The 12,826-nt window shown below is 39.4% G+C and carries 11 protein-coding genes; all 11 read right to left on the bottom strand.

What is annotated here, in order from left to right; genetic code table 11:
- The 11 genes from AN486_RS06305 to AN486_RS26635 all read right to left on the bottom strand — a co-directional run bounded on the left by AN486_RS06305 (position 1) and on the right by AN486_RS26635 (position 11,584).
- On the bottom strand, positions 1 to 738 hold the full coding sequence (locus AN486_RS06305; RefSeq protein ID WP_290599671.1) for a glycosyltransferase family protein: 738 nt from the start codon (positions 736 to 738) through the stop codon (positions 1 to 3).
- Between the two features lie 21 nt (positions 739 to 759).
- Positions 760 to 1,203 carry a DUF29 domain-containing protein gene (locus AN486_RS06300; RefSeq protein WP_290599670.1) on the bottom strand — a complete coding sequence of 148 codons (444 nt, stop codon included), beginning with the start codon at positions 1,201 to 1,203 and terminating at the stop codon, positions 760 to 762.
- Between the two features lie 523 nt (positions 1,204 to 1,726).
- Complete coding sequence (pseC, locus tag AN486_RS06295) at positions 1,727 to 2,935, bottom strand: UDP-4-amino-4,6-dideoxy-N-acetyl-beta-L-altrosamine transaminase (protein ID WP_290599669.1); 1,209 nt, start codon at positions 2,933 to 2,935, stop codon at positions 1,727 to 1,729.
- A 204-nt stretch (positions 2,936 to 3,139) separates the two neighbouring features.
- Positions 3,140 to 4,888 (bottom strand): ABC transporter ATP-binding protein, encoded by a 1,749-nt coding sequence (locus AN486_RS06290; protein ID WP_290599668.1) that lies wholly within the window; start codon positions 4,886 to 4,888, stop codon positions 3,140 to 3,142.
- 519 nt (positions 4,889 to 5,407) lie between these two features.
- Positions 5,408 to 6,418, bottom strand: a complete 1,011-nt coding sequence (pseB, locus tag AN486_RS06285; protein WP_290599667.1) for a UDP-N-acetylglucosamine 4,6-dehydratase (inverting) — start codon at positions 6,416 to 6,418, stop codon at positions 5,408 to 5,410.
- 1,163 nt (positions 6,419 to 7,581) lie between these two features.
- Entirely contained in the window at positions 7,582 to 8,388 is an 807-nt protein-coding gene (locus AN486_RS06280; protein ID WP_053538114.1) for a Uma2 family endonuclease, read from the bottom strand.
- A 1,091-nt stretch (positions 8,389 to 9,479) separates the two neighbouring features.
- Positions 9,480 to 9,692 carry a hypothetical protein gene (locus tag AN486_RS06275; RefSeq protein WP_053538115.1) on the bottom strand — a complete coding sequence of 71 codons (213 nt, stop codon included), beginning with the start codon at positions 9,690 to 9,692 and terminating at the stop codon, positions 9,480 to 9,482.
- Positions 9,693 to 9,797: 105 nt separating this feature from the next.
- On the bottom strand, positions 9,798 to 10,262 hold the full coding sequence (locus tag AN486_RS06270; protein WP_053541184.1) for a DUF29 domain-containing protein: 465 nt from the start codon (positions 10,260 to 10,262) through the stop codon (positions 9,798 to 9,800).
- A 53-nt stretch (positions 10,263 to 10,315) separates the two neighbouring features.
- Positions 10,316 to 10,510, bottom strand: a complete 195-nt coding sequence (locus tag AN486_RS06265) for a hypothetical protein (RefSeq protein ID WP_053538116.1) — start codon at positions 10,508 to 10,510, stop codon at positions 10,316 to 10,318.
- A gap of 2 nt (positions 10,511 to 10,512) precedes the next feature.
- On the bottom strand, positions 10,513 to 11,298 hold the full coding sequence (locus tag AN486_RS06260) for an NAD-dependent epimerase/dehydratase family protein (protein WP_290599717.1): 786 nt from the start codon (positions 11,296 to 11,298) through the stop codon (positions 10,513 to 10,515).
- Positions 11,299 to 11,413: 115 nt separating this feature from the next.
- A complete protein-coding gene (locus AN486_RS26635) occupies positions 11,414 to 11,584 on the bottom strand; it encodes a type II toxin-antitoxin system VapC family toxin (RefSeq protein WP_367142428.1) in 171 nt (56 codons plus the stop codon).
- Positions 11,585 to 12,826: the final 1,242 nt, after the last annotated feature.

Below are 12,826 nucleotides of genomic sequence, written 5' to 3'. Positions count from 1 at the left end.
TTATTCTCCGTATTGTTTCTGTTCAATGTGCTTATTAATTATTTGCCATTCAGGATTTTGTGATAATAGCTCAAGACAATCCTCTAATGAAAACTCTGGCTTAAGGAAATATAAAGTTTCAATTATCCTCCTAATTAATTCAAAGTCTTCCGGTGTATCCACTGTCCATCGATGATTGCTGTGGGTTTCAAAATAGTTGACTTGACCTAGTTTACACCTATTGGACTGCCGAGAAATAAAGGTAGTGACATGCTCTCGATCTGGTTGAGCAGTTGCTTGATGAAATGCTTTATCTAAGGTACTAAAAGAAAAGACTTCAGTATCCATGCCGCGAGGATAAGTTCTTGTTGAGCAGTTAGATACATAGTCATATTTAGGATAGGCATCTGTATAAAATTGGATTGCTTGATCGATTACATGAGGATCAATTATCGGGCAATCGGAAGTAACTCGCACTACAATATCAGCTTGATGGGCGATCGCTGCTCCATGATAACGAGCTAAGACATCATCTTCAGAGCCACGATAGTAAGGGATAGATAGGCGATCGCATAGATCAACAATTGGCTGATCAGTATCTTTGATGGTAGTTGCTACGACAATTTGATCAGCTAATTTAACTCGTTTTAATCTCTCAATTTGGTATTCCAGTAAAGGTTTTCCTAATACTTGCTTCATCACTTTGGCAGGTAGCCGAGTAGAAGTCATCCTTGCTTGATTTATAATTACAACTTTCATCAAATCATCAGCATTAAAGCACTAATTTTTAGGTGCTGGCCAGAAATCTGGATTGATAATCTCATCCAGTTTAAAAGGACAAGTTTCAGGGAAATTTTCATCGGGTAAATCAGTTTCTGCGATCGCTAAATCTCTAGCTTCAGACCAACTTTCTACTAAGGCTTCATTGAGACGGGACTTTAACCCAGGATTACGACGCAGCAACTTGTCAATTGATGTTCGCTGTACGCGAATTGTTGCTCGCCAACTGTTAGAACGTCGCCAGTGTTGCACTTGCCATTTGAGCAGATGCGCCACTAATTGCATCAACCTTGACTCTAACTGATCGTAATGACGATTACCCAAATCTGTTAGCTCCTCGATCAGATGAGATAAATCTAACTGCTCAAATTTCTCCTGACGCAGTAAATCTGATTGTTGATGCGCCCAGCTATAAAAGTCAGATTCATACAATGTGTCACTCATGTTGACTCTCCATTAGGTCAAGATATCTCTGGATAAGTAGTGAGACAGAATTAATTACACAATGTCATTGCGTTAGCGCAGCGTGGCGTTAGCCATATGGAACGAAGTGAAATGAAGCAATTCCGAGGGTTGTGATTGCTTCCCTTCGCTCGCAATGACTGTAAATATTTTTGTCCAATTACTTATTATTATCTTCCTATTTTGACACTTTCAGGTCTAAAGACACTGAGATTCTTTAATCAATGAGCCAACTTACAATTGCTGGATTACTCCAACAAAAACAGAGGTCGATTCTCCTAAAGCGTTAATTCCGGTATGCCCTACCGTACTCGATTTTTGCATTTCATTTTTCACCAAATTTAGCTTTCCTAAACTGCAATACCGTTAGGTATGACTACGCACTCAACCAAATAAGTTAAGTTTTTACGTCGTTTAGTTATACTTAAATTCTAAGGTCGTTGAGATCATATCACATCTGCTGTTACAAGTCAATGAATCAGGCGAATAAATTCGCCCGTGTCGCTTATATCTCAGGTCTAAAGACACTGAGCTTTACGCTTACCGGGTAATCTTGTAAAATCTCCCCTAACGTCTTAATAACATAATTTTGATTGTCTTCAGTCAAATCATAATAAAGCGGCAAACTAATCGCCTCCTGATAATAACATTCAGACTCAGGAAAATCACCCTGCTTAAATCCCAACTGCTGATAATAGGGCTGGGTGTGAACAGGAATATAATGTACATTGACTCCAATTCCTGCGGTTCTGAGTGCCTCAAATACTTCTCGATGGGAGCGATTGATGGAATGGCGTTGTAACCGAATTACGTATAAATGCCAACTGGAATAGGTATCAGGATGTTGATAAGGCCTAGTCACAGGTAAATCTTGCAAGCCAATATTATATCTTGCTACCAACTCATGACGACCCTTGACGAAGGTATCCAACCTTTCCATCTGACTTGCACCCAAAGCAGCTTGTAAATCAGTCATCCGGTAATGATAACCCAACTCCAACTGCTGATAGTACCAAGGTCCTGGGGAATCTCCCTGAATAAAGCGAGGATCGCGGGTAATACCATGACTCCGCAGCCGGATCAACTGTTCATAGAGGTCTTGACGATTGGTTAAAATCATGCCTCCTTCGGCAGTGGTGATGATTTTAACTGGGTGGAAACTAAATACAGTCAAATCGGAAAACTGACAACAACCAATGGGGCGATCGCCATAACGTCCACCTATACCATGGGCTGCGTCTTCAATCACCTGAAAGCCATACTTTTGTGACAACTCAGCGATCGCTTTCATGTCGCAGGATTGCCCAGCAAAATGGACTGGAACCACAACTTGAGGTAATTTCCCCCGTTCTGCTGCTAGGGCTAATTTGTCAGCTAGGGCGGGAATACTGAGATTATAGGTTTGAGGATCAATATCCACAAAATCCACTTCCGCACCACAGTACAAACCACAGTTAGCGGAAGCTACAAAGGTATTAGGTACAGTCCACAGTCTATCACCAGAACTTAACCCCGCAGCTAAACAGGCAATATGTAACCCCGCTGTAGCACTAGCCACCGCCACTGCATATTTTACCCCACAGTATTCAGCTACTAAATTTTCAAATCGAGCGATCGCTGGTCCTTGGGTTAACCAATCTGACTGTAAAACGCTGACCACGGCATCAATATCTTGCTGATTAATATTTTGCCGTCCGTAGGGAATATAGTTCATAAAACTGAAAACTTAAAAAGGTGTTAAAAATCAACCTTAGAAACTAATATTGACGTTTTGTGATATCCATAAGTAATTTTACTGTTACCAAGGGAACACCAAAAAATAAATTACCCAATTTTGTGGGATGGGCATCCTGCCCGTTCTTGATGATTAGCGGGCAAGATGCCCGCACCACAAGAAATTTTTGGGTATTTTTTTCAATTACTTATTGCTTGATTCCGCTCCTGATTGCAGCGCCCAATAGTGGGCATATTTCCCATCTAGTTGCAATAACTCCTGGTGATTGCCCTGTTCCAGCACTTGTCCTTTTTCTAGGACTATAATTTGGTCGGCACGGACAATGGTAGAAAGACGGTGAGCAATAACTAACACAGTGCGATCGCGCTCAAACTGATTTAATGCTTCCTGTACCAAGCGCTCTGACTGACTATCTAAAGCACTGGTAGCCTCATCTAAAATCAATATCTCCGGCTGCATTAAAATTGCCCGTGCCAGTGCTATCCGTTGTCTTTGCCCACCTGAAAGCCGATAGCCCCGCTCCCCTACTACCGTATCATAACCCTGGGGTAGAGAGGAGATAAACCCATCAGCTTGAGCTAAATGAGCAGCATCTCGCACTTCATCTGCCGTTGCTTGGGGCAATCCGTAGCGGATATTTTCTAAGATACTCTGGTTAAAAATAAAGGTGTCCTGACTAACCACTCCCAGTCCCTTGCGCCAGCTTTCTAAGCTATAGGATTGTAAAGCCAATCCATCTACTAAGACTTGCCCTGATGTGGGTTCATATAGGCCAATCAGCAAATCTGCGATCGATGACTTACCAGCCCCAGACTCCCCCACCAAGGCTGTGACTGAATTTCTTGGTAATTTAAATGACACATTGACCAAGGATGGGGTGGTAGTTCCATCATAGTGGAGGGATACTTCAGTAAAGCTGATAGCGGATTTAAGTCCGGTGAATTCCGCGCCTCCCGAACGAGTAAACTCTTTATCCTTTGTGTATAAAATTTCATCTATGCGTAACATCCGTCCTGAGTTTTCCGCCAACTGCTGCATTGTTCCGGCTATTCCCTGCATCTGCATAGACAGGCGATTTAATGCCAAAATAAAGGTAGCTAGAGATGGCAACACTGCTGACTGCTCTCGCCGCAGGAGCAGTGAACCGGCTGTTAATAAAACAGCAACCACTAAAATGGTCAAGCTATTATTTAAGGGACTGGTGATGGACATTAACCGCACTTGGCGCTGTAAAAAGCCTAGAACTTCCTGCTGTAGGGATCTTACTCGTTCAATTGTCTGGGCTTGACGACCAAAGGTATGCACCACTCGCAGGGCTTGGATATTTTCCACCATGTCTTTAGAAACATCTACCTGGGCATGGGAAAGTTTCACTGAGGTGGCACGAATGCGGGGCAGTAACCAACGTTGAACAAACACCAAAACTATAAACAATAATACTGCAACTGCTGACAGAGGCACGGAAATTGCTAGGACTGTGACTGAGTAGGCTAAGACTAAAAACACTCCCGTCAGCAACAGATTCCAATTCCTCATTTGGAGGTCAATTGTGCTACCTCCTTCACTAACATGGGTACTTAAGTCTCCCACTTTATAGCGACTAGCACAGGGAAAGCTCAGACTAATAATCCGGGCAAAGATTGTTTCTGTCATCTGGGCTTGAATCCGGGCTGTCAAATCTCCAGTAGCTACTTTACTCACATAGTCCATGAGGCTGCGTGTTAATTGCAACCCTACTGCTAAGGCAATGAGGACTAAAAAAATTGTTTGGCTGTCCCCAGTCCATTTTTGAGCTAACCAGGGAAATGTGGACGCTATTTGGTTGGGTAAGTGAGGGAGTTTATGAGACTCTAGAACCCCTAGCGCTAAAAAAATTACCCCCAAGGTGGCGGTTTCTAAAGAAGCAGCTAGTAGGTTACTGGTAAAGGACAAAAGTAGTAACTTTTTGTTCCGGTTTATTGTTAACCCAATTTGCTGATAGGACGGGGTACTGAAGATTTTAAATGGGGTTAACCATTTTGTTTGAGTTTTTCTCAGGAGATTGATAAATGCCACAATAAACCACAATAAAATTAAATTTTTTAAACAAGCCCGGTGTTGATAAGTAATTGGACAAAAATATTTACAGTCATTGCGAGGGAAGGGAAGCAATCACAACCCTTGGAATTGCCTCATTTCACTTCGTTCCATATGGCTAACGCCACGCAACGCTTACGCAATGATATTGTGTAATTAATTTTGTTTCACTACTTAGCTAATAAAATTAAATTTTTTAAACAAGCCCGGTGTTGATAAGTAATTGGACAAAAATATTTACAGTCATTGCGAGGGAAGGGAAGCAATCACAACCCTTGGAATTGCTTCATTTCACTTCGTTCCATATGGCTAACGCCACGCAACGCTTACGCACTGGTATTGTGTAATTAATTCTGTCTCACTACTTAATATTACTCAAACCCGAAAATTTGGATCTACATGAGTTTGAATTAACTCCCGAATCTCTTCTACGGTCAGAAACTGACTGTTTTCACCGGAATTATAATTAAATCCTGGTTTTACTGGGGTGGCGTTCATGCGATCGCAATATGATTCCACGTTATAACTGTTAGTTATGGGCAAAATTGCATAATACTTACCCAAATCTACCGTTGTCAAGGAATCAGCACTGGTAATCATTTCTTCATGGACTTTCTCCCCAGGACGGATACCAACAATCCGATGTTCACAATTTGGGGCAATAGCCTTGGCTACATCAGTAATTCGGTAGGAAGGAATCTTTGGCACAAATATCTCCCCTCCCACACCATTCTCAATCGTCCACAGCACCATTTCCACTCCCTCTTGCAGCATGATATTAAACCGTGTCATGTTTGGATCAGTAATTGGAATCACCCCTTCATAGCGCTTGTTGAGGAAAAAAGGAATTACTGAACCACGAGAACCCATAACGTTGCCATATCGCACCGCACTTAAACTCAGTTCTCGTTTACCCTTAATATTATTTGCTGCAATAAATAATTTATCTGAACATAGTTTAGTTGCCCCGTACAAATTAATTGGCGCTGCTGCTTTATCGGTAGACAAAGCCACCACCCGCTTGACATCAGTATCCAAGCAAGCCTGAATTACATTCTCTGCACCAAGGACATTTGTATGAATAAATTCCATGGGGTTGTATTCCGCTGCTGGAACTTGCTTCAATGCGGCTGCATGAACGACAATATCAATTCCTTCTAAAGCCCTTCTTAGGCGATTTTGATCCCGGACATCACCCAAAAAATAGCGCAGCCCTGGAAAGTCTTGCTCTCGAAATTCTTGAGCCATTTCAAACTGCTTGAGTTCATCCCGACTAAAAATAACCAAACGAGGGATATTGGGATAACGTTCTAGGATATTTCTGACAAATGCTTTGCCAAAAGACCCTGTTCCACCCGTAATTAAAATTGTTTTATTTTCTAGCATAAAATTTTAATGATCTATCTCAACTAAATTTTTTAAATTCTTGACTGAAGGAGTCTTCACTAAGTAGGTGAACAAAACTTTCTTAGACAATGTACTTGGTTTTCTCACCTGAAAATCTTCCAATTATATTTATTTCTTTAATCGCCTAATTACAAAAGAAGGGAACAGGGAACTCTTAACTGGGAGCAAATAAGAAACACTCATTTGCACCAGTTTAAAGCTCAGTCAAAAAAAGGATGTTTTTAAAAGATGCGTAGCACGAAAAAAACAGTGTCATTATTTCAATCTCATGTTTTTAAACATGAGTTTTTCCTGTTCCCTGTTGCCCGTTCCCTGTTCCCTCTGAATGACAATATTAGATGTCTTGTGGAAAAAGTTCCAGATTTTGGTCAGATCTTTTCTGTACTTTGGCCTCTTGATCAATATCTTAATAGAGATCCTCAAAAGGTTGTATGGAGGGACTGAGATCAAAAAGACCATCAAAGCCCAACTCACTGTTCAATACTATCCCGGTTCTGTCACTCTCGGACAACAATAATCGAATCTATTTTTTGTAACTCTTATTTTATACAGGTTTGCGATCGCCGTTCTCTCATGGATGAACAATAGAATAACACAGATTTAATTAGTATACTCAAAACGGCTTGATTGTTTGATTCTAAACGTAGGGGTAAAGCATGAGCTAAACCCCTACACATCTGGGTTCTTTGTCATTTGGCAAAAGTTTAAATCTCACCGTGTTTAGTATAGTTCGTTAAGTTCAGAGATTCTGATTTAAATGTCATCTTTATTATCAGTATATTTTGGTTGACTCCTCTGAATAATTGATACCTACTAAAGAGTTTCATGTAACCAAGCGAACTGCTTGCAGCAGCGCTTCGCTATCTCCTTCAAGATCAACAGTTTCAGATCCCCGACTTCTCTAAGAAGTCGGGGATCTGATCTTCTTATTTTATTTATAGAGTGAAGGTTAAAGAATTTCCCCAAGGACCAATCTGAGATTTCATAAATTAGCGATCGCTTTCAAGATCAACAAAGCATATCTCAATTACCGCCACTCTAGAGATTCAGATCCCCGACTTCTTAGAGAAGTCGGGGATCTGATTTTCTTATTTTATTTATAGAGTGAAGGCTTTTTTTTGGCGATGTCTATTGATCAAGGCTTAGTCAAGAGAAATACCAAGCGATCGCATTTTTTGCTTTAATTCATACAATTCCGTGTTAGCTTGTTCAGCCCTTTGAGATTCTTGTTCAGCCCTTTGAGATTCCCGTTCAGCCCTTTGAGATTCTTGTTCAGCCCTTTGAGATTCCCGTTCAGCCCTTTGGGATTCTTGTTTTGCTATTTGAATTGCTTGGTTGGCTTTGAGTATTTCATCTTTGGCGGCTTCTTGGGGGGTAGGGATGATAGTGCCTTCTAAGGAGAAGTAACGCAACTGGCCATTGTGAATACCCAGGAAAAAGCCCAGGGCTTCACTCCATAGCCATCCTTGGGCGTTGGGCGTGATGGGGCGATATTTATTAAACTCTAGTCTAAAGCCTGCAAATTCTAAGGTTTCTGGTGAAAAATAAAAGTATTCAGGGGTATGAAATCTCTCTGCGTATAAGTCTAGTTTGGTGGTGCGATCTACATTGGCGGTGGAGTCGGACAGTAATTCAATAATCAGGTCGGGATAACGTCCGTCTTCTTCCCAGACCACCCATGAGTTGCGTGGTTCTCTGGTGGTGTTTTTGACTAGGAAAAAATCTGGACCTCGAAAGTCACGATTTTTGAGTTGTTGGCGACTGAAGTAAATGCTCAGGTTTGCACCAATGAAAAAATCATCCCGCTCTTGCCATGCCCATTCGAGGCAGGTGACTAGCAATAACAGTTGCATATAGTGCAGCGAGCTTTCTATCTCTGGTTCATCACTTAAAAGTTTACTGGCATCGGGCATTTGCAACTCTAGTTCGCGGGCTGTAATTGCTGCCATGGATTTGTCCTCCTGATGCTTTGGATGATTATCTATGAGTTTAGCTACGCTATCGGCGATTATAAATCGCTAATACACAAATTAAGTCTACTTACGTGGACTAAATAAAAATTAATAGTCTATATTCTTTAAGGGCGATAGCCAAACGCTGCTGCAAGCAGTTCGCTCGACAATTTTCACTCATTTTTTCCCCTGAATTATTTATTTTATCATAAACAACGACCAATTTGAGATTTCATAAATTAGCGATCGCCTTCAAGATCAACAGTTTCAGATCTCCGACTTCTCTAAGAAGTCGGGGATCTGATTTTCTTAGTTCCAGATTTTGGTCAGATCTTTTCTGTACTTTTGCCTCTTGATCAATATCTTAATAGAGATCCTCAAAAGGTTGCATGGAGAGACTGAGATCAAAAAGACCATCAAAGCCCAACTCGCTGTTCAATACTATCACGGTTCTGTCACTCTCGCACCACAATAATCGAATCTATTTTTTGTAACTCTGATTTTATACAGGTTTGCGATCGCCATTCTCTAATGGATGGATAATAGAATAACACAGAGTTGATTAGTGTTTGATTCAAATGTCATCTTTATTATCAGTATATTTTGCTTAACTCATCTGAACAATTGATACCTGCTAAAGAGTTTCATTTAACCAAGCGAACTGCTTGCAGCAGCGCTTCGCTATCGCTTTCAAAATCAACAGTTTCAGATCCCCGACTTCTCTAAGAAGTCGGGGATCTTATCTTATTTTATTTATAGAGTGAAGGTTAAAGAATTTCCCAAGTGACTAATTTGAGATTTCATCAATTAGCGATCGCTTTCAAGATCAACAAAGCATATCTCAATTACCGCCACCCTAGACGACAAAAGGGTATTTGATAGACTAAATGAATATTCGAGGATGGGTTTCAAAGCCTCTCCCCGCGTCGGGGAGAGGTTTGGAGAGGGGTTTATTTATACATTAAAAACTTTTAAAACATCCTCTAATAGTAACATAATTTCATTATAATCAATGGTGCAATTTTTGCTTTTCTTTAACTCATACTTCATAAGTTTCAAGAAAGTTTCTGAATACTTGCTTCCCAATATTACGCTAAAATACCTAATAAAATTTTACCTAAATATAGCAAATCATCAGGAATCTTAAAAAGGTTTAAATCTTGATAGATAGTTTTTTCAATTTTATCTAATTTACCAAATTGCCACAAATTCCCAGTAGTCACAGCACCATACAATATATCTTGATCTATGATTTCAGATAAAGCAATTAATTCCACTGCCAGGGGAATGTTATTTTGCAAATATTTGATAAAAAAACTATCAATTGAGAATTTCTCTTAAAGAATAAGGACAAGTTTCAGGGAAAGATAATGGTGGATTTATCTGATACATGATTGATTAGCTCACTACATAGCTTTTTCAAAATCATCTGTCGTGTTACACAAGAATTCAGGACTTAATATTTCTTGTATATCATAAGGACAAATTTCTGAAAACGTACTTAATGCTAAACCTGTTTCTGCTGATGCTTCTCTTCTCGCATTTCGATAAGCTTTGGGTAAAATATCAGGAATATATTGTTTTAAACTTGGTTTTTCATTGAGTAGATCTTGTAAATCATCTCTTTGGTTAGCAATGGTGGTAAACCAACTAATAGAACGTTTAGAAGATTGGTATTGCCATTTTAGCAAATGAGTTAATAAAATTATTAACCGATTTTTTAACTCATTTTTTTCACTAATACCCATAGCATCTAACTCTTCTGCCAAATTCTCCCAATCCAAAGCTGTGATATCTCGACTAGCTAAGGCTAATTTTTGTTGAGTTAACCAATCCATGAAATCTGTTTCGTAGAGAGGTGATTTAGACATAAAATTAGTAATAATGACTTTCAGACTGGACAATTTCTCAACCCTATTGATCATTAGGTAAGCTGATACCTTGCATAAGAAGGTGGACGAAAGGTGCTACGCAATAATTCTGGTTGTAACAGGTGAAATTCGTCTGGCAAACCTGGCTCCTCTGGATCTTCGCTAGGTAAATCATACATCGTTGGCAGTGTTTGTTGAGGAGGTAATGGCTCATAGCTAGGTTTGCTATACACATCACTTTGATACATTGTTAATTATCTCCTGTATTTAATTGCTGTTGCCAAGATTCAACTATCTGTTTAATTGTCTCTTCTAAGGAAATTGTAATATCCCAGTGAGGATAATGTTCACGCATTTTTGTTAAATCGGAATAATAGCAAATGTGATCACCAATACGATTTTCTAGTACGTAAGTAGAAAGCATGGCTTTATTACTATATTTTTCAGTTAAATTAAATGCTTCTAGAATTGAGCAGCTATTTTGCTTACCTCCTCCAAGATTATATACTTCTGCTATGCGAGGATTTTTAATAAAAGTTTCTGGAATACCATGCTCATAAATAGGATCATCATAATCCCATCTGGTATCTAATTCTTTGAGTTTAATTGTGTTCGGGCGATCGCCATAAACTTTATTTGTGGACATATGCACAAAGGGCGATTTTGGGCAAAATTGCCTCACAGCCTCTAATAAATTCAGAGTTCCTACTGCATTTGTATCAAAATCATCAAAAAGAATGGCTGCTGCCCGATCATGACTAGGTTGGGCTGCTGTATGCACGATAGCATCTGGTTGGAGACTTTCAATTAAATTGAGTACCCCTTGGCGATCGCGGATATCTACTTCATGATGAACAAACCCTTTAATGGAGTTTTGCAGTCGTTGTTGATTCCAGCGCGGATCTCCTTGAGATCCAAAGAAAACTGCTCTTTGGTTATTGTCAACACCATGAATTTCCCACCCAATAGAAGCAAAGTATAAACATACTTCCGAACCGATTAGACCTGATGAGCCTGTTACAAGTAATCTTTTCATCAAATTTTCTTGGTTAAAGTCTTTGAATAGTATAAGTAGGTTAGCATTGAAAATCGTGCGAATAACTGTATCAGACATTAGTGTTTAAATATATTTCAAGTATTACATTGTAACATTACCATACTCTCTTAACTGAATAAGCATCAAAAATAGTATCAATGCTGAGAATAGTAATATTTTCAGTTATAGACTGACCAATGATCAACCTATCAAAAGGATCTTTATGATGATAAGGGAGTTGCTCTAAAGCCCAAATATGAGCTAGTTCAATGGGTAAAATTTGGATATTATTAATTGTGATTTGGCTGTCTATTCACTCAGGTAAAGGTAAATTAAGTGTTAATTTACCCATTGAAATTTTGATTTGCATTTCCCACACACTAGTACCGTGCGGCGTAAGTGAATGAATCATTTTCAAGCCTTCTAAGCAATCAAATTTTCGGAGCTTTTAATAGTCATCTTATTTACGTCAAGCTGTGCTAGTACAAAACGGCGTAAATAAACCAACCATTCTAAATCCTCCAAAAGCCTATACTGTCTTCATTTTGACTTTTGACTTTTGACTTTTGACTTCCGCCTTGCGGTACTAGTCATAATTTTAATATCTAATTATTTTATTTACTTGTTTTTTGACTGTTCTAAAACGCACTGGCAAGAAGTTCACTGGCTCAACAAATTCGTTCTCGTAGATCCGCTCAGTGATTATATTTATTTCTTTAATCGCCTAATTGCTGACAATATTAGATGTCTTGTAGAAAAAGTTCCAAATTTTGGTCAGATCTTTTCTGTACTTTGGCCTCTTGATCAAGATCTTAATAGAGATCCTCAAAAGGTTGCATGGAGGGACTGAGATCAAAAAGACCATCAAAGCCCAACTCACTGTTCAATACTATCCCGGTTCTGTCACTCTCGGACAACAATAATCGAATCTATCTTTTGTAACTCTGATTTTATACAGGTTTGCGATCGCCGTTCTCTAAGGGAACACCAAAAAATAAATTACCCAATTTTGTGGGATGGGCATCCTGCCCGTCCTTGATTATTAGCGGGCAATTCGTCCCGCACCACAAGAAATTTTTGGGTATTTTTTTAATTGGAAGTCCCTAATGGATGGATAATAGAATAACACAGATTTAATTAGTAGTTCGTTAAGTTCAGAGATTCTGATTCAAATGTCATCTTTATTATCAGTATATTTTGGTTGACTCATCTGAATAATTGATACCTGCTAAAGAGTTTCATGTAACCAAGCGAACTGCTTGCAGCAGCGCTTCGCTATCGCCTTCAAGATCAACAGTTTCAGATCCCCGACTTCTTAAAGAAGTCGGGGATCTGATTTTCTTATTTTATTTATAGAGTGAAGGCTAAAGAATTTCCCCAAGGACTAATTTGAGATTTCATAAATTAGCGATCGCTTTCAAGATCAACAAAGCATATCTCAATTACCGCCACCCTAGTAGTCTGTCAACCCGAAAATGACGGGTGAAGGGAAGCAGGGGGGTAGGGGAGGTAGGGGAGGTAGTGGAGG

The organism is Anabaena sp. AL93 (genome assembly GCF_001672085.1).
GTDB lineage: Bacteria > Cyanobacteriota > Cyanobacteriia > Cyanobacteriales > Nostocaceae > Dolichospermum > Dolichospermum heterosporum.
Note: the sequence above shows the minus strand (reverse complement) of the source record. Positions and strands in the feature narration are given on the sequence as shown.